The sequence below is a fragment of the Paenarthrobacter sp. YIM B13468 genome (assembly GCF_042788025.1).
GTDB classification, from domain to species: Bacteria; Actinomycetota; Actinomycetes; order Actinomycetales; family Micrococcaceae; genus Arthrobacter; species Arthrobacter aromaticivorans.
The window spans coordinates 349,276-369,239 of sequence record NZ_JBHZPI010000001.1 but is presented as its reverse complement, the minus strand read 5'-3'; the positions used below and the strand labels follow the sequence as shown (position 1 = coordinate 369,239).

General features: G+C 62.1%; 18 protein-coding genes. 4 read left to right on the top strand and 14 right to left on the bottom strand.

The features are described from left to right. Positions 1-8 precede the first annotated feature (8 nt). Positions 9-2,426 (bottom strand): TIM-barrel domain-containing protein, encoded by a 2,418-nt coding sequence (locus ACFX4T_RS01675; RefSeq protein ID WP_377650572.1) that lies wholly within the window; start codon positions 2,424-2,426, stop codon positions 9-11. A gap of 137 nt (positions 2,427-2,563) precedes the next feature. Here ACFX4T_RS01675 and ACFX4T_RS01670 point away from each other — a divergent pair, with 137 nt between their 5' ends. Next, positions 2,564-3,592, top strand: coding sequence for a LacI family DNA-binding transcriptional regulator (locus tag ACFX4T_RS01670; protein ID WP_377650571.1), 1,029 nt, complete (start codon positions 2,564-2,566; stop codon positions 3,590-3,592). A 150-nt stretch (positions 3,593-3,742) separates the two neighbouring features. Here ACFX4T_RS01670 and ACFX4T_RS01665 read toward each other — a convergent pair whose 3' ends face one another. The 6 genes from ACFX4T_RS01665 to coaD all read right to left on the bottom strand — a co-directional run bounded on the left by ACFX4T_RS01665 (position 3,743) and on the right by coaD (position 9,108). Further along, positions 3,743-5,794, bottom strand: coding sequence for an ATP-binding protein (locus tag ACFX4T_RS01665; RefSeq protein WP_377650570.1), 2,052 nt, complete (start codon positions 5,792-5,794; stop codon positions 3,743-3,745). Between the two features lie 188 nt (positions 5,795-5,982). Beyond that, positions 5,983-6,924 carry a bifunctional DNA-formamidopyrimidine glycosylase/DNA-(apurinic or apyrimidinic site) lyase gene (gene mutM, locus ACFX4T_RS01660; RefSeq protein WP_377650569.1) on the bottom strand — a complete coding sequence of 314 codons (942 nt, stop codon included), beginning with the start codon at positions 6,922-6,924 and terminating at the stop codon, positions 5,983-5,985. A 19-nt stretch (positions 6,925-6,943) separates the two neighbouring features. Beyond that, the gene (gene rnc, locus ACFX4T_RS01655) at positions 6,944-7,654 is read right to left on the bottom strand and encodes a ribonuclease III (RefSeq protein WP_216923862.1); all 711 of its coding nucleotides are present in this window, start codon (positions 7,652-7,654) and stop codon (positions 6,944-6,946) included. Positions 7,655-7,677: 23 nt separating this feature from the next. Further along, positions 7,678-7,881: a 50S ribosomal protein L32 gene (gene rpmF, locus ACFX4T_RS01650; RefSeq protein WP_011775139.1), complete on the bottom strand. Its 204-nt coding sequence runs from the start codon at positions 7,879-7,881 to the stop codon at positions 7,678-7,680. Between the two features lie 33 nt (positions 7,882-7,914). After that, positions 7,915-8,442, bottom strand: coding sequence for a DUF177 domain-containing protein (locus ACFX4T_RS01645; protein ID WP_216923863.1), 528 nt, complete (start codon positions 8,440-8,442; stop codon positions 7,915-7,917). A 183-nt stretch (positions 8,443-8,625) separates the two neighbouring features. Continuing rightward, entirely contained in the window at positions 8,626-9,108 is a 483-nt protein-coding gene (coaD, locus tag ACFX4T_RS01640) for a pantetheine-phosphate adenylyltransferase (RefSeq protein WP_216923864.1), read from the bottom strand. Between the two features lie 35 nt (positions 9,109-9,143). Here coaD and ACFX4T_RS01635 point away from each other — a divergent pair, with 35 nt between their 5' ends. Continuing rightward, positions 9,144-10,394: an aminotransferase class I/II-fold pyridoxal phosphate-dependent enzyme gene (locus ACFX4T_RS01635; protein ID WP_223946314.1), complete on the top strand. Its 1,251-nt coding sequence runs from the start codon at positions 9,144-9,146 to the stop codon at positions 10,392-10,394. Continuing rightward, positions 10,391-11,185: a spermidine synthase gene (locus ACFX4T_RS01630; RefSeq protein WP_216924140.1), complete on the top strand. Its 795-nt coding sequence runs from the start codon at positions 10,391-10,393 to the stop codon at positions 11,183-11,185. The genes ACFX4T_RS01635 and ACFX4T_RS01630 overlap by 4 nt, the downstream gene beginning before the upstream one ends. Here ACFX4T_RS01630 and rsmD read toward each other — a convergent pair. The 4 genes from rsmD to thiL are packed head-to-tail and all read right to left on the bottom strand — an operon-like array spanning position 11,182 to position 16,112. Further along, positions 11,182-11,748: a 16S rRNA (guanine(966)-N(2))-methyltransferase RsmD gene (gene rsmD, locus ACFX4T_RS01625; RefSeq protein ID WP_216923866.1), complete on the bottom strand. Its 567-nt coding sequence runs from the start codon at positions 11,746-11,748 to the stop codon at positions 11,182-11,184. The two genes, ACFX4T_RS01630 and rsmD, sit on opposite strands and share 4 nt — an antisense overlap. Positions 11,749-11,805: 57 nt before the next feature. Beyond that, the gene (locus tag ACFX4T_RS01620) at positions 11,806-14,061 is read right to left on the bottom strand and encodes an ATP-dependent DNA helicase RecG (protein ID WP_377650568.1); all 2,256 of its coding nucleotides are present in this window, start codon (positions 14,059-14,061) and stop codon (positions 11,806-11,808) included. After that, positions 14,051-15,130: a DAK2 domain-containing protein gene (locus ACFX4T_RS01615; RefSeq protein ID WP_377650567.1), complete on the bottom strand. Its 1,080-nt coding sequence runs from the start codon at positions 15,128-15,130 to the stop codon at positions 14,051-14,053. The genes ACFX4T_RS01620 and ACFX4T_RS01615 overlap by 11 nt, the downstream gene beginning before the upstream one ends. Positions 15,131-15,152: 22 nt before the next feature. Further along, on the bottom strand, positions 15,153-16,112 hold the full coding sequence (thiL, locus tag ACFX4T_RS01610; protein ID WP_377650626.1) for a thiamine-phosphate kinase: 960 nt from the start codon (positions 16,110-16,112) through the stop codon (positions 15,153-15,155). Positions 16,113-16,357: 245 nt separating this feature from the next. On the opposite strand from thiL, the gene ACFX4T_RS01605 reads away from it, so the two are divergent. Next, complete coding sequence (locus tag ACFX4T_RS01605) at positions 16,358-16,867, top strand: DUF3515 domain-containing protein (RefSeq protein WP_216923870.1); 510 nt, start codon at positions 16,358-16,360, stop codon at positions 16,865-16,867. A 72-nt stretch (positions 16,868-16,939) separates the two neighbouring features. Here the strand turns inward: ACFX4T_RS01605 and ACFX4T_RS01600 are convergent, their stop codons facing one another. The 3 genes from ACFX4T_RS01600 to ACFX4T_RS01590 are packed head-to-tail and all read right to left on the bottom strand — an operon-like array spanning position 16,940 to position 19,961. Next, a complete protein-coding gene (locus tag ACFX4T_RS01600; RefSeq protein WP_216924142.1) occupies positions 16,940-18,079 on the bottom strand; it encodes a D-alanine--D-alanine ligase family protein in 1,140 nt (379 codons plus the stop codon). Further along, entirely contained in the window at positions 18,079-19,131 is a 1,053-nt protein-coding gene (locus ACFX4T_RS01595) for an NAD(P)H-dependent glycerol-3-phosphate dehydrogenase (protein ID WP_223946318.1), read from the bottom strand. The genes ACFX4T_RS01600 and ACFX4T_RS01595 overlap by 1 nt, the downstream gene beginning before the upstream one ends. Then, a complete protein-coding gene (locus ACFX4T_RS01590; protein ID WP_377650566.1) occupies positions 19,128-19,961 on the bottom strand; it encodes a lysophospholipid acyltransferase family protein in 834 nt (277 codons plus the stop codon). The genes ACFX4T_RS01595 and ACFX4T_RS01590 overlap by 4 nt, the downstream gene beginning before the upstream one ends. Positions 19,962-19,964: the final 3 nt, after the last annotated feature.

The following is a 19,964-nucleotide window of genomic DNA, read 5'->3' as shown; positions in this document are numbered from 1 at the left end:
ACCCGGATTTATCCGTCGAATTCGACGGTGAAGCCCTGGCCGGTGTTGGGGACGGTGATCCGGGACCCGTGGACCGAAACGGGGGCACCGTCGAGGGTCGCCGCCTCCGGCTCGGCACCATGGACAACGACGTCGAACTGCTGGCGGGCGAAACCGTCGAAACCGTCGCCGCTCGCCTCCGCGAGGAGGGTGAGGCGCGTGCCGCTGCGGGTGAGGGTGAAGCCGGTCCGGACGCGGCCGCCGTCGTTCGCGGCGAAGGTGAGGCCGTCGTCCTCCTGGAGGAAGGACGCACTGGTCCCGTCGGAGGCAGGGACGAAAACGTGCAGTTCAAGCGTTCCGGGCTCGTAGCCTGCGGTGGATGCCGGAACCTCATCCCACATGGGAATCACTGCACCGGCGCGGGCATACAGGGGGATCCGGTCCATCGGGGCTTCGGCGATGATGTGCTGCTGGCCGGCGTGCAGTTCCCCGTCATGCCAGCCGTACCAGTGCCCGGCAGGAAGGTAAACCTGCCGGTGGGTGGTGCCGGCCTGGGTGACCGGTGCGACCAGCAAATCGGGGCCGAACAGATATTCGTCGTCGATCTCGGCCACGAGCGGGTCGTATTGGTGGTCGAACACGAGCGGGCGCTGGACCGGAGCGCCGGTCTCCGCGGCCTGGACGAACGCGGAATAGATGTAGGGAAGGAGCCGGTACCGCAGGCCGAGCGCCTTCCGGGCGATGTCAAGGACCGCCGGGCCGAAAGACCACGGGTACTGGTCCCGGGTGCCGATGATGGAGTGGTTGCGGCAGAACGGGGTCAGGGCTCCGTACTGGACCCAGCGCGCGAACAGTTCGGGATCGGAGTTCCCGTAGAACCCGCCGATGTCGGCCCCCACGAACGCCTGCCCGGAAACACCGAAACCGGTCGCCATGGCGATGCCCATCCGCAGGTGGTCCCAGTTGGCAAGGTTGTCGCCCATCCAGTTCGCGGCGTAGCGCTGGATCCCGGCAGAGCCGGCGCGCGAGAGGACGAAGGTGCGCTTGTCCGGCATGGCCGCCAGCAGGCCCTGGGTGGTTCCCATCGCCATGAGCATCGCGTACTGGTTATGGAAGCGCTCGTGGGAGTACTGGCCCTTGCCGAACCTCATTCCGGAGGGATCGACAGCGCCCGTGGCGGGCTCGTTCATGTCGTTCCAGATCCCGGCCACACCGGACTCCACGTGGCGGGCGTTCAGCTCGCCCCACCATTCCCGGCCCTCTTCGGTGGCGAAATCCGGGAAAGCTGTCTTGCCGGGCCAGACCTGGCCGAGGTACATGTCCCCGCCCTCGGTTTTGCACAGCACGTCCTTGGACAGTGCGTCGTCAAACACGGCGTACCCGGGCTCTGCCTTGACTCCGGGGTCGACGATGGTGACAAACCGGTACCCGTCTTTGCCAAGCCGGGTGAGCATCCCTTCGGCATCGGGGAAGAGCTCGGTGTCCCAGGTGAAGACCCGGTACCCGTCCATGTATTCGATGTCCAGCCACAGCCCGTCGCACGGAATGCCCTCGGCACGCAGGCGCGCGGCGAGGCTTTCGACGTCCTCCTGGGAGTACTTGTGCCAGCGGCACTGCTGGTAGCCAAGGGACCACAGCGGGGGCAGCTGCGTCCGCCCGGTGAGCCAGGTATAGGCTTCCAGGATGCCGGGCATGTCCGGGCCGGCGAAGACGTATTCGGTGTATTGGCCGCCGGAGAAATGGACACGGTAGTCTCTGTCGCCGGAGAAGTCATAGGCCCCGCGGTAGCCGTTGTCCATGAACGAGGCCGCCATCTTCCCCGTGGCCGCGTCCTGCAGGTAATGGAACGGAATCGAAACGTAGTAGGGGTCAAACTCAGTGCTCGTCGGGACGGACCGCGGGTCATTGGTTTCGAGCCCTGCGGTGAACTTCCCTGTCGCCGAGGGGTCCAGTACGTCGGTGTTCCACATTGTGAAGCCACGGCCGCGGCGGTTTCCCCGGCCGGTCTTTTCTCCGAGGCCGAACACCGCATCCGCTTCGCCGTGTGCGCGGGCGAAAGTAAAAGCGTCGTTCAGCGTCGCAAACGACTGGTATGCCCCGTCATGGTCACGCAGGGTCCGGAACACGGTGGTGCCGTCGGGCCGGTGGATGTCGATCCGGAACGGGTCCAGCCACACCGAGACCACCAGGTCAGCGGTCGAAAGGCGGGCCCGCTCACCGTCGACCGTGAACTCGAACGGCGCGCCTGCCCCGGCCGTGTCGGCGCAGACCGCCAAGGTGGGCTCCTCATCGAACACCCCGCCCCGGCTGATCTTGATCCTCATGACGTCGTCGCGGATGACATCGATGCGCAACTGCTCGCCGTGCAACTCCGCCGTCAGGCCTGAAGGTGTCGCGCGCACGTCATCGACGCGGACGAAGTGGAGGTAATTCTCGTAGGTATTCACTGGTTCCCTATCGGATGTGAGGTGCATCATGTTGAGCGCTAAACAAGGCGTGAATTAGTATAGCGATATACTTGGTTCTGTTGTCAAGAAGGGCCACCCCGCAATCCGGGGGCACGGCCAGCGAAAAAGGGGGAACCATGCCGGTTACACTCAAGGACATAGCCGAAGAAGCGAACGTCACATTGATGACCGTCTCCAACGTCATCAACGGTCGCGGCAAGGCATCGAAGGCCACCGTGGACAAGGTCATGGCGATTGCCGCCCGGCTCGGATACGTTCCCAATGCCGCCGCGCGCAGCCTGGCCGCCAAGTCCTCACGCATGATCGGGTGCTTGATCTCCGGCCCCGAGGACGAGAACCTCTTACGGAACCCCTACAACGCTGCGATCGTCGGGGCCATCGAACCGGCGCTCCGCCATCGCGGCTACCACATGCTCCTTCAAGGAATCGCGGACCCGTCCGCTGTTCCGGCAGCATTCCAGGCCTGGAGCCTGGACGGGGCGATCTTCATCGGGTTCTATGACAGCGCCCTGGACACCATGGCCCCGGGGCTGGCAAAGCCGGTCGTCGCGGTGGAAAACTACGCCGAGCATCCTGGCATCACGAACATCCGCCTCGATGATCGCCACGGCGGCTACCTCGCAACAAAACACCTGATCGACAACGGCCACCGCAACATCGCGTTCGTCGGTCCGCCGGCACGGGAACACGGAGTCATCAGCGAACGGTATGAGGGCTACAGGAACGCACTTGCCGAAGCGGGCATCGCGGCCGACACCTCACGGGTCGTTCCCGACGTTTATTCCCTGGAAGACGGCCGGTTGGCCGGTGCGACGCTGCGCAGGCGCTGCCCCTCGGTGACCGCAGCCTTCGCGACCTCCGACTCCATCGCGGTCGGGCTCATACAGGGTCTTACCGAGACCGGAACAACCGTACCCGACGACGTATCGGTCGTCGGCTTCGACGACCTCGACCTTGGTACTGTCGTCACGCCCCGGCTCACGACGGTTGCCCAGGATCTCTCCGCCCAAGCTGCCACCGCCGTGGAAACACTCCTGGCAAGAATCGCCGACCCGGGCTCAATGCCCGACGACACGGTCCTCGGCGTCAACCTGGTCGAAAGGGCGTCCGTCAGGAAAATCGGCGCACGATCACACCGGTCGTGAAGAGTCCAGCCGGTGCGGGGAGCGGCGAGGGCCAAAGCTGACCGTTTCGCCTGGGAGAAGATGACGGTCCCCCGATCACGGGCTCCCTACAGTTTGCTGGAGGGGAACAAAAGATCGACGGGGGGTTCACGATCAGGTCCCACCCCATCCTTAGCTCAACGGCAGGCCGAGCCTATCGAAGAACGCCCTGTTCCGCTGTGTGGCCGCATTGACGAGACCGTCGAAGCTGATGACTTCGACGTAGGCCTTGTAGGGCTCGATGTAGCCGAAGTACCCGAGCCCGTCATGTGTTTTGGTCAGGCCCGACAGCTTGCACATGCGCTCCATCGTCGGAGTCAGGTCGGCGATGACGTAGCAGAAAGCCGGCGGCTCCTGCGCGCTCGACGGGATCGGTCGCCCGGTTGCAGTCGCCGCCTTGCCCTCGCGGACACGCGCGACGTAGTCGAGGCATTGTGCGATGGGGTTCTTATCCTCCGCCGTCGCATCATTGCGCATGGGTCGCTTGAGCTCGACGACGACGATCGACTGCAGCGGCAGCTTCTGCCCTTCGGACGCGAGCACGGGCAAGTCCGGCTCGAGCACGCGGGTTGCCAGAATGTCTGGTCTGTTCGTCGAGGCATCGTCCGTGACGGGCATATTCTTGAGCGTCTTGTCGGACGCGAGGTAGTCGTGGAAGACGAGCCGCTCGTCGAGGATCCAGAGGTTTGACGCGTCGACCCCGACCTCGTTCGAGTCCTTCCTCATCGGGAAGAGCAGCTCATGGATACGGTCCTCGCGGGCGTACTTGCCGTTGCCGTCCGACTCGATGAGTTTCGCGAGGATGTCGAGGGTCGTTCGTCGTCGGGCGACGTAGTTCGCCAGGTCGGACTGGTTGAACTCCTTCACCGTCTCGAGGTACTTGGCCAGGCGCTCGTCGTAGTCTTCGGGCTTATCGCCGCTCGAATCCGCGAATACGGCCTGGCCCTCTGCCAGCAAATCGGTTTCGATCCTCTGGGCGTGCTTGTGCAGCTCCATTTCGAGGTCGGCGTCCTTCGTCGATGGGTCCACGACGATCCCGGCTGATTCGATGCGCTTCATGAGCGGACGGTACTTCGGACCCTTGGTGCTCACGTATTGGTGGATCCGCTCCTTGCTCGCGACCTGCGCCGATGCCAAGGGCTCTGCCAGCGCCTTCGAGACCTCCTGCAGGACGCCTGTACGGATATCTTCGAGCGTCGGCTCGTCGATCAGGGCGTCGCCCGCCATGCGCTCCGGCAGGTCGAAGTCCGTGCGGTCGGCCCTGACGTGGTCGTTGAGGTAGGTCGAGGACAGGTAGCAGACGTAGGTGAACTCGGTTGAGGTGCCGTCTTTCATGCGCGCGTAGAGGCCCGGCAGCTTCCCGGCGATGCTCTCGTCTTTGACTACCCGGTTCGCGGCGCACCAGTGCAGGCGCGGCGTCGCGTTGCGGGCCGAGGTCTTGAGGCGGAGGTTGAGCATCTCGAACGTCTGGCCCTTGACCTCGAACGCTGCTGCGGTCTCGGAGTGCCCGAGCTCTTCGACAAAGTCTTTGAGCGAGAACGTCTCATCGTCGTCAGACACGAACACGTCGGGAGCGCCGCCGTCGCGGAGAAAGTACCAGATGCAGTGCTCGAAAATTTCGCGCGCGATGGCCTCAACCGTCTTGGCCGCGCTCTGCTGGTACGGCTTCTTGAAGCCGTCGAGACACACAGAGCTGCCGGCATCGGTCAGTCCGTCGGGCGCGTCGTCGGGCACGACGTCCTGACTGACCGAGAACCTGAACTGACGTCCCGCAAGGGTCCCGCCCTCGTAGTAGGCGCTGCGCACCTCGACGCGATCGAACGCCACAAGCCAGAGGAGTCGGCCCACGCCGCGGCAGCCGATACCGGCCTTGTAGTCGCTGTCGAGCGTCTCGAAGGACGTCATGTTGTCGGGCGTGAACCCGATGCCGTTGTCCTCGACGCTGAAGCCGGTGATGATCTTGAGCGGTGCGCGGCCTGGAGAGCCCGCGCTAAGGTCGAACGCGCCCTGCCGCTCCCGGTGGATCCGGACGGTGAGACGCCCTCGGCCAGCAGCATCGTCGGGGAACCGCGCGTCGATCGCCTGAATACCGTTGACGACCGCCTCGTGAAGCGGGAGCAGCGCATGGGTTTTCGGCAGTGTCGTGTTCCGCACCCGCCCTGCCAGCGACGTCGTCAGCGCCATGGTTCCTCCCCCGTTCGTTCGATGTTATGGACAGTAGCAGCGACCACTGACGTTGAAACTCCTAATGCCTCGTTCCGGCAGCCGTGACCCGTACACCTTCAAGTCACGTGCGGTGTTTCGAAGCTCTATACATTGACGTACAACCGATCGAACGATGGCACGAGGCCGGAAGGGGCACGTTTCGATCATCAGCGAGTCTTCGATGAACGTTTCCGCTGGCAAACCGGGCAAAAGTGGCTGGAGCGGTTCATGAACTTTTCGCGTACGATCGGCGTTTCGCAGCGCTTGCACGGGTGCCCGGCGAGCCCATAGACATTTAGATTTCGGGAAAACCAACCCGAATCGCCGTTGACGTTGACATATAAGGAGTCAAAGCTCGTGCCTCCGGCAGCCAACGCCGCATTCATCACGTCCTGTGCGGCCTCCACAAGCCGGGCGGCATCACCGCGCCGCAACGTGTCGGTAGGTCTTGCGTAATGGAGGCGGGCGCGCCACAGGGCCTCGTCAGCATAGATGTTGCCGATCCCGGAAATCACCGACTGGTCCAGCAATGCCCGCTTCAGGCCTGTTTTTCGGCTCTTTACTTTGCGATAGAAGGTGTCAAAGGAAAAGCAAGGGTCCAGCGGGTCCCTGGCAATGTGGGAGGCTTCCTCGGCGATTTCGGGCAGGGGCGTCTCCCCCAAACCTCCAGGGCCGCCGTCGGAAGTTGGCACCAGGGACGTCACGAACAGGCCACCGAAAATGCGCTGGTCCACGAATCGCAGTTGCTCCGGCATGCCGTCCACCGGGCTGAGGCAGATTCTGACTTTGAGATGCTTCTCGTCAGGGACATGGGGGTCCTGCATGAGCAATTGTCCGCTCATCCCCAGATGAGCCATGAGCGCTACCTTGGGCAGCGTGCTGTCAACGGAACCCAGGGTGTCCATGGCGAGCGGCATCCAAAGAAACTTACCGCGCCGGACGACGTCCATTACCGTGGCGTGCTCAAGATTCCCGATGAAGTCCTCGGTGCCGAGGCCATGCCTGCGGATGGAGCGGGAGTCAAGGACGTCAACCGCGGTGATCGTGCGGCCACGAACCCAGCGGGCCAAGCCGCGGCGAACCACTTCTACTTCGGGAAGTTCAGGCATTGGGTCTGTGGACTCGGCTTCAGGCGGAAGCGGGTCCGGCAGGAGCTTGGTCGAGCGCGGTCAGGGCACGCCAGGCGTCAGCGGCAGCTTCCTGCTCGGCTTCCTTCTTCGAATGGCCAGCGCCGCGACCATAAGGAGTCCCACCAATGTTCAGGACAGCCTCGAATGTACGAGCATGATCCGGGCCCGAGCCTTCCACGGCATAGTGGATTGCTCCGAGTTGGCGGCTGGCGGTCAGTTCCTGGATGCTCGTTTTCCAATCGGTGCCGGCTCCAAGGGCGCCGGCGTCCTTCAGGAGCGGGCCCACAAGGCGCATCACCAGCTGGCGTGCCGTTTCGATGTCGTTGGAGAGGTAGGTGGCGCCAATGAGCGCTTCCATGGTATCCGCGAGGATCGAGGCCTTGTTCTTGCCGTCGGTGAGCTTCTCGCCCTGTCCGAGGTAGATGAACTCGCCCACACCAAGCTCGCGACCAATTCCTGCGAGGGCGCGCGTGCTCACGACGGCGGATCGCCGCTTTGCGAGCTCACCTTCAGGCAGCGCTGGGTTCTCGCGGTAAAGCGAATCGGTCACAGAGAACCCCAGAATGGAGTCGCCGAGGAACTCGAGACGCTCATTGGTGGGAATCCCACCGTTCTCATACGCATATGAGCGATGTGTCAGAGCAAGACGAAGCGTCTCGGTGTCAATGGAGACACCGAGACGCTTCAGAAGCTCTTCAGTTGAAGACATCCTTTGTCAGCCTATTGGGCAGATTAGGCGTCTGCTACCTTGCGGCCCTTGTATTCAAGGAACAGCGCGGTGCCGGCAGAGTCAGTGACGACCTTTGCCTGGTGCGGCAGGCTGTAAGTAACCTGACCGTTTTCGATGGTCTTGACCAAGTTGGGGGCAGTTGCCTTCCACTGGGCACGGCGGGCGCGTGTGTTTGCGCGAGACATTTTCCGCTTGGGAACAGCCACGGCTATCTCATTTCTCTCTTAGTCCAACACTTACTAATCAGTTTGCCGGTCAGTCTTAGCCAGATCAGCTAGGGCAGCCCAGCGAGGGTCAATGACCTCGTGGTGGTGCCCCGGCTCGTCTTCCAGGCGTACTCCACATTCGGAGCAAAGGCCCTGGCAGTCTTCCCGGCACACCGGCTGGAACGGCAGCATAGTGACAACTGCGTCCCGCAACACCGGCTCAAGATCGATCAGATCGTGCTCGACTCGACGTTGCTCTTCATCGTCTTCTTCGTCCGAAAGCTCGACGCCTTCATAGAAGAAAAGTTCTTGCACATTGACTTCAAGGTCATACGCAAGGGGATCCAGGCATCGACCGCATTCGCCGGTTACTTCGACGATTACGGATCCTGATACCAGAATTCCTTCGTGTACGGCCTCGAGGCGAAGATCCAACTCGACATCCGAGCCTTCCTTCACGCCAATGAGCGCCACACCAAGGTCACTTGGCGCAGGTACATGTTCGTTGAGTGTCCGCATGGTCCCTGGACTGCGTCCAAGGTCCTTGACTACCAGCGCCAAGGGCGAACTTGCATCTCGCTTAATGAGAACTCCTGTAGAACATATGACCGACGTACCATCTTAGCCTGATCAAGCCTGAGGACTCAAACCGGTGCCGGGCGCGCGAAGAGCGTCACGGTTTCAGCTGGGATCCACCGCAAGAAGCTGCGAGGTACCTATAAAGACTACCCCCTTGCGGGAGGGTTACGTTCCAGACTCGCCAGCGAGGAGCCGCTTCAACACGGATTTCGGTACGAAATCGGAAATGTCGCCGCCCAAGACATTGACCTCTTTGATCAAGGTGGAAGAAAGGTGGACGTAATGCGCTTCTGCCGGCAGGAAGACGGTTTCGACGCCGGTAAGCTGACGGTTCATGGTGGCCATCGGCAATTCGTAGTCAAAGTCCGAAGACGAGCGAAGGCCTTTAACAATTGCCGAAATACCCCGATGCCGGCAGTACTCGGCCAACAGCCCCTCCCCCATCGGCTCAACGATGATGCCACGCAAGGACGCCAGAGTCTCGCGGGCCATCTCCATCCGGTCTTCGAGGCTAAAGCGGTACTTCTTGGCGTAGTTGGTGGACACGGCCACGATGACTTCGTCAAACAGGCCAGCCGCCCGCGCGATGACTTCGAGATGTCCGTTGTGGATAGGGTCAAAGGATCCAGGGCATACCGCACGTCTCATGAGACGAACCTACCCCATAGCTTCGCCGGGATACCATGGCTGACATGTCACCAGCAGGCAGCACTTTACCGCTCAACACAACGGCCCACGGTTCCTCGCCATGGCAACGGGCCGCTACTGGCGCCAACCTGCTCTCCCCTGACGGAAACCTCGGAGTGACCATCTTCGAGGAGATGACCACCTTGGCAATATCCTCCGGCGCAATCAACCTCGGACAGGGCTTCCCCGACGAAGACGGACCCGTGGAGATAAAAGCCGCAGCGCAGGCAGCCATCGCCGCAGGAGCCAACCAATACGCTCCTGGCAAGGGCATCACGGAATTGCGCGAAGCTGTCGCCGAACACCAACTCCGGTTCTATGGACTCACTCCAGACCCGCAGACAGAAGTCGTCATCACTACGGGCGCCACGGAAGCCATAGCGGCGTCACTTTTGGCTTTCATCCAGCCCGGCGACGAAGTCCTGACCTTCGAACCGTTCTATGACTCCTATGGAGCCATCATCGGATTGGCCGGAGCACAACATGTCACTGCTCCCCTGACCGCTCCGGATTTCCTTCCGGACCTCTCCAGACTCGAAGAGGCATTCAGCAACCGCACCAAAGTGGTGCTCCTGAACAACCCACACAATCCCACAGGCGCCGTTTTCCCCCAAGAGGTCCTGGAAAAGGTGGTTGAGCTAGCCAGGAAGTACGACGCCATCATTGTCAGCGACGAAGTCTACGAGCACCTGACCTTCGGCGTAACGCATATTCCAGTAGCTTCCTTGCCTGGGGCTGCGGAACGGACCCTCACAATCTCGTCTGCAGGAAAGACCTTCTCCTTCACCGGGTGGAAGATCGGCTGGCTCAGCGGCCCCCAGGACCTGGTTGCCGCGGTCCGCACCGTCAAACAGTTCCTTACATACAGCTCGGGCACGCCGTTCCAAAGCGCCATCGCCGTGGGACTCGCCCTTCCCGACACCTTCTACGCCGGCATAGCCGAAACGCTCCGACGCAAACGCGACATCCTTTCCGAAGGCCTTCGCGCTGCAGGATTCAACGTCTTCACGCCACGCGGTACGTACTTCATCAACGTCGACACAGAACCCCTGGGCATCAAAGACTCCGTGGACCTGGCACGCCGCTTGCCTGGCCTGGTAGGTGTCGCTGCGATCCCGGTTCCTGTTTTTTGCCATCCTGAAGGAGCGCAGCGGACCCGAAGCTTGTTGCGTTTCGCCTTCTGCAAAAAAACCAGTGTCCTGGAAGAAGCGGCCGAACGACTGGCCACGCTTAAGGACCTGCTCTGAACCGCAACGACTCCGGCCGCCATCACGCCACGCGTTTCCTGCGAACCTCAGGACAGCACGCCACTGTTGATGCCGATACGCTCATTGAAGGCAGTTACATCCTCAGCATCGGTGGCGCTGAACAATCCCACGTGAACGTGGCCAACCCCTCGGAGATCTTCTACGAATATCTTCGCAGGATCGGCCATGTTGTGGATCTGGCCGCAGAGCCTGGTGAGCCACTCTCCGTGCTTCATCTCGGCGCCGGTGCCCTGACATTGGCCCGTTACATCCAGGCCACGCGTCCAGGTTCGGACCAATATGCCGTGGAACTCGAACGCGAATTACTGGACTTTGTCCTGCAAAAGCTACCCATGCCCGAGGGCACGCGGCTGCACACGCACATAGGCGACGCACGCGAGGCGCTGGCCGAACTTCCCGCGAACGTGAGGTTCGACGTCGTCATCCTTGATATCTTCTCCGGGCCGGAAGCACCCGCCCACATCGCGTGCAGGGAGTTTTACGAAGAGGCCGCTGCCCGCTTGGGGCCAGACGGCGTACTGATCGTCAACGTCGGCGACGAACCGGCACTAACGCTGGTGCGAAGCCAGGTAGCAGCCCTCCGGCAAGCCATGGCGGACGTAGTCGCATTTGCCGAGACGGGAATGTTCGCGGGGCGCTACCCCGGCAACATCATCCTGGTAGGCACCCGAACGCCATGGCCGGAAGCGTGGACCAGCGCGCTGCTCTCGCGGGGCCCACACCCGGCAACAGTCCTCCATGGCGTGGACCTGGACAGAATTTCAGACTAGGAGGGTTCAGCGAACCATAGTTTGGTCTCGCCGTACTTCTTGTCAGCGAAACATTCCAACGCTTCAGGCCAGGCCGGTTCGGCACTCCTGGACGACCTCTCCACCACCACAACCGCCCCTTCATCCAAGTGAGGCGACAATTTGGCCAGCACGGCACTCAACGCTGGTTCGTCCAGCGGGTATGGCGGATCCAGGAACACCAGGTCCCACACATCGCGTGCTGTGGCGCGCTCCAGAAAAGACTCCACCTTGGATCGATGGACTGAGACTTTCTTGCCACCCAGGATTTGGTTGACCAAGTCCGCGTTGCGCTGGCAGGCATCGCTGGCCTTGGCATCGAATTCCACCAGATCCACGCTGCGGGCGCCCCGGCTCGCGCTCTCCACACCCAGGGCTCCGGAACCGGCATAGAGATCCAGCACCCGGGCATCGTCGATGACAGCCAAAGACTCGAGCCGGGAAAACAGTGCTTCCTTAACACGGTCCGTAGTAGGCCGCGTTGCGGTCCCGGGCACGCTCGTGAGCGGATTGCCACCAGCAACTCCGGCAATAATCCGGCTCACAGCGCCTCTCCATTGCCGGTGCCCGGCCCTTTACCGATTCGCGTACCTGGGGATTCTCTAACCGCGTTCAAGGAACGCCTCCTTTTCAGGGTTCAAGTATTCATCAATGGTCGCCGCCAGGACCGGCTGGTGTCGCAGCGCCGGGTCATGTGCCACCAGCGCCTGTGCATCCGCGCGAGCACGGGCAATCAGATCTTCATGCTCCAGGACACGCAGCAGCTTAAGCGTGGAGCGCCCACCTGATTGTGAGGCACCGAGGATATCGCCCTCACGGCGGAACTTCAGGTCTTCCTGGGAGAGCGCGAACCCGTCGGTGGTGGACGCCACGGCGTCCAACCTTCGACGGCTCGGATGCCCAGGCTCCAAAGTAGTTACCAGGAGGCAAGTCCCCGGCAGACCGCCACGACCAACCCGGCCGCGAAGCTGGTGGAGTTGGGAAATACCAAAACGATCGGCGTCCAGGATGACCATCAGGGTGGCATTGTGAACGTCGACACCCACCTCGATGACCGTGGTGGAGACCAACACCTTGGTCTGGTTTGCCGCGAACGATGCCATGGTCTCGGTTTTAAGCAGCGGGTCCTGACGACCATGGAGGGGCGCCACGGGCACCCCGGCCAAGGATGGCTCCTGCACCAGGCTTTCGACGACGGCTGTCACCGAAGCGAGTTCGCGGGCCGGACCTTCGTCCGAAAGTTCGGCATCCGTTGGTTCCGCCTCTCCTGGCCTGAAGTCGCCGTCGTCGTCGGACCCGATTTTGGGACATACAACGTAGACCTGATGACCGGCGTCGACTTCTTCCCGCGATCGTTTCCAGATTCGCTCCGCCCAGCCCGGGTTCTCGGCGAGCCCTACAACATGCGTGGAAATGGGCGCCCGCCCAGCGGGGAGTTCATCGAGGATGGAAGTCTCAAGGTCGCCAAACACGGTCATCGCCACTGTGCGGGGAATCGGCGTGGCAGTCATAACCAGCAGATGCGGCGGACGTTGGGCCTTGGCACGCAGGGCGTCACGTTGCTCCACGCCGAAGCGGTGCTGCTCGTCCACCACGATCAAGCCGAGGTCCTGAAAACTGGTTTTGTCGCTCAACAGAGCGTGGGTGCCGATCACGATGCCGGCGTTGCCCGAGGCGGCGTCGAGCATGGCCTGCTTTCGGGCGGAGGCAGGCATGGATCCAGTCAGCAGGGTCACCATGACGCCAGCCTGCCCGGCATCGGCTCCAAGCATGCCGGCACCCCCGAACATATGATCGCGGGCCAGCGGACCCAGGGTCCTGCGGATGGAATCGAAATGCTGTGCAGCCAAAACCTCAGTGGGCGCGAGGAGTGCTGCCTGTCCCCCCGCGTCAACCACCTGCAGCATCGCCCGCAGTGCCACAATGGTTTTGCCCGAACCGACCTCACCTTGCAGGAGTCGATTCATGGGAGTGTCCTGGCCAAGTTCTTCGGAAAGTGTCTTTCCCACTGCTGTCTGGCCAGCGGTGAGCGTAAAGGGCAGGTTCCGGTCAAACTCGCCCAGCAGGCCGTCGCTGACTGGGCGTCGGGCAGTGGCTTCCTCTGCAGCAAGCTGGGCACGTCGTCGCGCCAAAGCCGCCTGCAGCACCAACGCCTCCTGGTAGCGGAACCGTTCCTGTGCCCGCTGCCAGTCCTTTGCCGTTTCAGGCGAATGGATCAGGCGGTACGCCTCAGCCACACTGAGCAGTCCGCCCCTGCTGACAATCGGCTCCGGAAGGGGATCGGCCAAGGCATCGAGGTCCAGGGTTTGCAGCAACGCGGTAATCACCTTGTGGATGGACCAGCTTGTTAGTTTTGCCGTGGCGGGATAGACGGGAATCGGCATGGCTGCCAGCTTTTCGGGGTCAATCGAACCGTCAGTATCCGGATCCTCATCCAGCAGGAGGAAGTCTGGATTGGTCAGGCCCAAAGCTCCCGCGTAGCGGGTCACCTTGCCGGAAAGCATTGCACGGCGTCCGGGGAGGAGCTCGGCCTTGGCCCGGAAACCATTGAAAAAACTGACTTTCAGGGTGCCGGAAACGTGGCTTCCACCGGCTTCATCGGTCACCACGACGTCCGTGATGGAACCCCGGCGGGCACGCATCTGACGGGTGCTGTTGGACAGGACCCGCGCAATTAGAGTGACTTCCTCATCCAGGGGAAGGTTGCTGATGGGAGTAAGTTCGCCCCTGCTCAAATACCTGCGCGGAAAGTAGTTCAGCAACGCGCCGGTTGTCTTGAGGCCTAGGTTCTTTTCAATGACGGACGCCGAGCGCTTGCCGATCCTGCGTTCCAGGGGCAGTTCCAGCTCAGTGTTCATGCCGTGGCTGGCCCGGGATGCTGCTGGGGTCTGCAGTTTGTGTTGCTTGCTGGTCGCGGTGACCGTCTTCAGAATCCCTGGACCCCTCTTCAGAATCCCGGGGAAGGGCAAGTTGGCTGACTGCGATGTCCGTTGGCTCCCCCAGAGACCGGATCAGCGCTACTGCCGGCGCGGGATCAGGTACGTGGACATGCACCCGCCAACGATAACTGGCCTCAGCGGTGGATTCGTCGTCGTCTGGATGGTGACCTGTATTGCCAACCTGGCTCATGATGACGGAATCACCCATCTCGTCCAGGCGTTGGCGCAGCACGGCCGCGTCCAAGGGCGAAAGGCTGATGGTACACATCACTTCAACGCCGTCGTCGGCCGGCATCTGCTGGTGGATGTGCGGATCCTGCAGCTGGTAGCCGTGGAGGCCATCCAGGAGCTCATCCTGCAGTTCTTCGCCGAGCACTGCGGAGCGGAGACAGTCCAGCACCAGCAACATACCTACACCGCCGGCGTCAACCACATGCGCCGCCTGCAGGGGTGCGAGTTCGTCCTCTGTGCGTACGACGGCTTGAAAGGCAGCTTCCACCACGGCGTCCAAAGCAAGGCCCAGTGCGTGGTTGCTGTCATCACTATTCTGGGAGGAATCTACCGCTTGGGCTGCATGGGCCGCTGCTTCAAGGACGGACAGCATGGTTCCGGATACCGGTTCGCTCAAGGCCGACCAGGCTCGGATCTGGGCCCTGTTAAGGGCCGTGGCCAGGAGTGGCGCACTCAGGCGCGCCTTTCCAGCAAGCGGCTCCGCCGCTGCGCACAAGAAAACAGCAAAGAGGGTGCCGGAGTTACCCCTTGCCTGTTCCATGGCGGCCTGACCAGCGCGCGACAGCACAGCACCGACGTCGTTACCGGCCTCGACAGCGTCAGGAGCGGTGCCAGCCAACGCGGACACAGCCGCGCGCGCGGTGAGATAAAGATTGGTTCCAGTATCGCCGTCTGCGACGGGAAAGATGTTGATCGCGTTCAGGCGGTCGCTATGGTTGCCGAGGACCACCTCTGTCTTGCCGAGCCAACGTTTCATGGCGTGCGCATTCGCGGCGATCTTAGTCTGCAAAATGATCCCATCCCACGGTGTCAGCAGCTTGTCCGGCAATCCGGACGCCGCTGCCTTGAGACTGGACAACGGCCTGAACTGAGCCTATCGCAGTGAAGCCCTGCGGCAGCTGAATTCCAGCTGGGAACGTAGCCAGCAGTCCGTGGTCTTCTCCGCCGCCCAGAACCCACGGCATGGAATCTACGCCCAGCAAGGCGGCAGCTGGTTCCAGCGGAAGTGTGTGGGCCTTCAACGCCACAGCGTCAAAGTCCAGGATGACGTTGCTTGCCGCGGCGAGCCGGCCGCCGTCGCGCAGCAAACCATCTGAAATGTCCATCATTGCTGTTACGCCCGAACGTGCGGCTAGCGGCCCGGCAGCCAACGGCGGCAAGGGCCGGCATTGGCTATCCAACAGTGCACGCTGCTCAGTTGAGAGGTCCGTTACAGCGACATCGCTTTCCAACAGCGCCAGGCCGGCGGCGGCTCGCCCCAGGGTGCCTGCCACTGCCACGACATCTCCCGGCCTCGCGCCGGAACGCAACACGGGCGTCTGTCCAGCCAAAGTACCGACGACGGCGACAGTCACCGCAATCTCCCGGCCACGGCCCAGGTCACCCCCAGCGACGGAGCAATCAGGAACCCCCAGCCTGATGATCCCAGCGGTGAGGCCATCCGCGAAGTCCTCAACCCATTGAACTGGCGTGGCCGACGGCATGGTTAGGCTCACCACCAGTGAGGTAGCCGTTCCGCCCATGGCGTTGATATCGCTAAGGTTCTGTGCCGCGGACTTCCATCCGACGTCGTATCCGGTGGTTCGATAGCCGTTGTTCCACTCAAGCCGGAAGTCCTGGTCCTGGGTCTGGGTATCGATGGAAATCAGTGTGCGGCCGTCCGGGGCGGCAACCATAGCGGCGTCGTCGCCGGGACCCAGCAGGACACTGGGGCTGCTGTTCAGGCGGGGGAAGATCAGGGCAAGGAGCTCGGACTCCGAGAGATCTGCGACTGTTGGACAATCTTCCGATAACTGTTTCGGGGCTTCGGATGACTGTTTTGGGGCTTCGGATGGCTGTTTTGGGGGCACGGCTCTACGCTATCGCGGGACACCGACAAAATACCGCCGGAGCCTGAGCCGGGCGCCCCGTCGGCAATGTGACTCTCCTAACCGGTGCACCAACCGCATGCCAAGCGGCCTCGTGCGCGGGATAGGCTGGGGTGATGCACCGAAAGACCCTTCCGCGGACCGCCGTGGCCTTCAGCCTGGCCGCAGCGTCCGTCCTCGCAGTGTCAGCCTGCGCCCCCACCGTGGACGTCACGGCGGCAACCGACGCCGCCAATCCGGCCTGCGCCCCAATGATGGTGGCGCTGCCGGACAAGATCGGCGATGCCGCGCTCCGCAAGACCAACAGCCAGGCCACTGCTGCCTGGGGCGATCCTTCCCAGATCATCCTGCGCTGCGGTGTAAACGTCCCTGGACCAACCACTGACCGCTGCGTCAGCGTGAATGACATCGACTGGGTGATCAAAGAAGGCGATGGCGTCTATACCCTGACCACCTTTGGACGCGAACCGGCAACGGAAATCCTCGTCGATCCGGTCAAATTGGAAGCCGCCAACATCAGCTCTGCCACAGTCCTCACCGAACTTGCCGCCGCTGCCGGCAAAATCAAAGCAACGCGGCACTGCGTGGGTCAGGAAGACCTGCAGAACCTCCCGACCGCCAAGTAGCGGGCACTCAACCGCATACACAGCAGCTGGTGCCGGTCGTTCCAACCGACACCAGCTGCTATTTGCCAGGGTTCAGCGCAGGCCCGTTTTGCGGGTCAGTGCCAAGTGGATGAGTTCATCGATCAGCTCGGGATACGACAGGCCTGAGGCCGCCCACATCTGCGGGTACATGCTCTTGGGAGTGAAGCCCGGCATGGTGTTGATTTCGTTGATAATCAGTTCACCCGCGGGCGTGTAGAAGAAGTCCACCCGGCTCAGGCCTTCCGCGCCCACGGCGTCAAAGGCGGCAGCGGCCAATTCCCGAACGCGCGCAATGGCTTCGTCCGGCATATCAGCCGGGCAACTCAGCGCGGCAGCACCATCTTCAACATACTTGGCAGCAAAGTCATAGAACTCGTGTTCCCCCATAGCCACCGCAATTTCGCCGGGCATGGAGGTGCGGGGCGCATCGGTGCCCCTGCCTTGCAGCACAGCGCACTCGATTTCGCGCCCGACAATCCCGGCTTCGATGACCAGCTTCAAGTCGTGGCGGCGGGCTTCCTCGATGGCGGCGTCAAGGCCCTCCAAAGAATCCACCTTGGAAATTCCCATCGAGGAGCCTGCACGGGCAGGTTTAACGAAGACCGGGAAACCGAGCTTGTCTACGCGCTTGCGGACAGCCTCGGCGTCCGTGAGCCATTCTCGGTCCGTGACGGCGATATAAGGCCCCACGGTCAGTCCAGCGGCTTCAAAAACTACCTTCATGAAGTGTTTGTCCATGCCGACTGCCGAAGCGAGCACGCCGGCACCAACATAGCGTGTGTCGGATAGCTCCAAGAGGCCTTGGACTGTTCCATCCTCGCCCCAAGGGCCATGAAGCAAAGGAAAGACGACGTCCACGGAACCGAGTTCCTCGGGTATCGCATTCGGCGCGGTCACGATCAGCTGGTGCTCACCGCCCACCTCTGCCAAGGTGACAGTCCGGTCCGACGGCGAAACCTCAGGAAGCGCCGACGAGCTCAAGGACCACTGGCTGGTGTCCCCCGATGCAAGGACCCATTGTCCGGACTTGGCAATACCAATCGGCACGACATCGTATTTGCTCTTATCAATGGCACCCATGACGCCTGCCGCCGTTACGCAACTAACAGCGTGTTCGCTGGAACGTCCGCCGAAAAGGACCGCTACACGGGGTCGACGGCCGGTCACGGGGGTGGATTCTTCAGTCACAATCAGTAGTCGCCTTCGGACTTAAGGGCCCGGGCCAGCAATCGCGGCCCCAGGTCATCAACGGACATTTTGCCTTCAAGCACCGCCACAACGGCGGCGGTAATGGGCATTTCGACGTTCAGTTTGCCCGCCAATTCATGCACGGCAGGGCCGGATTTAATGCCTTCAGCGGTTTGCGTCATCTGTTCAGCCACCTGCTCGAGGCTCAGCCCCTCGCCCAAAAGCCTTCCAGCTGTGTGATTTCGGGAAAGCGCAGATGAGCACGTTGCAACGAGGTCGCCGAGCCCCGCGAGACCCGCCATAGTGTGGGCCTCTCCACCCAGCGCCAAGGCAAGCCGGGACGTCTCAGCGAGGCCTCGTGTGATGACTGACGCTTTGGTGTTGTCACCCATCTGTCGCCCCTCGCAGATACCCACGGCCAGGGCAATCACATTCTTGACGATCCCGCCGATCTCAACGCCCACAACATCGGTGCTGGTATAGGGACGGAAGTACGGTGCGGTGCAGCAGAGTGCGATTGCGGCGGCGGTATCGGCGTCACTGCACGCAACTACAGACGCAGTGGGTTGTTCCCTTGCAATCTCCATGGCGAGGTTGGGTCCAGAGACCACCACCACACGTGATTCGGGGATGCCGAGCTCCTGGGCGATGACCTCGCTCATGCGTGCATCAGTCCCCAGTTCGAGGCCCTTCATGAGCGATACGACAATTGCGTCCGGTGCGAGCAGGCGCTTCCATTCTCCCAACTGGGGCCGCAGCGATTGGGCCGGCACGGCCAGGACCACGAGACCGGCATCCTGCAGGACCTCTGCAACATCCGTGGATGCGGTGACTGCGTGGGGAAGTTCGATGTCCTTCAAGTACTGCTCATTGCGGTGATCCGCGTTGATTTGATCAACTACCCGGGCGCGCCGCCCCCAAATACGGATCCTCCGCTCCACCCCGGCAGTTGCAGCAGCATCCGCGAGGATCTTGGCGAACGTAGTTCCCCAAGAACCTGCGCCAAGTACCGCTACGGTGTCCGGAGCAGGGACAGGGCTTTCAATGACCGTCATTTGCTGCCCTCCGATTCCGGATCCTCAAGAGATGCTTCGTTGCCAGCGGGTTCTGCAGCCGTTTCAGGCGCTGCGCCCAGTGCAGCGTTTGAACCCCGCTCCACGAACCGGCCATGTTTGGCTTGCTTATGAACGGCCGGATCCCAGCGTTCGGCGGGCGGGTCCTCATCGCGAAGGGTTGCCAGGAGCGCGGTGACCGCGTCCATGATGACGTCTGTAGCTTCGGACAGCGTGGCCCGGTCCATGGGCCGGTCCGCGAAAGCGCTCAGATCCACGGGCTCACCGACGAGAACCCTGACGGTCTTTCGAGGAAAGATGTGGAAGCGCTTGGCGTATCGGGGGAAAACCTCATGGGCCCCCCAGTGAGCCATTGGAACTACGGGTGCACCTGTCTGCAATGCCAAGCGGGCAGCGCCAGTGTGCCCCTTCATCGGCCACAGGTCCGGGTCCCGGGTCAGGGTTCCCTCGGGGTAGATAATGATCGCACCTCCGGCGTCCACCACCTCTTTGGCGACTTGCAGCGAGCGGTTCGCTCCCGCCGTCGAGCGTTCAACCGGAATCTGGTTCGTCGCCCGCAGCAAAGTTCCCAGCACAGGTGCTTTGAAGAGTCCTGCCTTCGCGAGGAAGTGCGGAGGACGTTTCTGGTTGTACAGCATGTGCCCGATCACGACGGGATCAATTTCGGTGCAGTGGTTCGGTGCTGCGATGAAGCCGCCCGCGGGGAGCTTCCCAGCGCCCTCCCACTTCTTGCCCATCAAGACGTTCATCAACGGACGCGCAATGCCCGCCAGGAGCATGAACGTAGCCCGGCTCTTGGCCGATTCCTTCAAAGG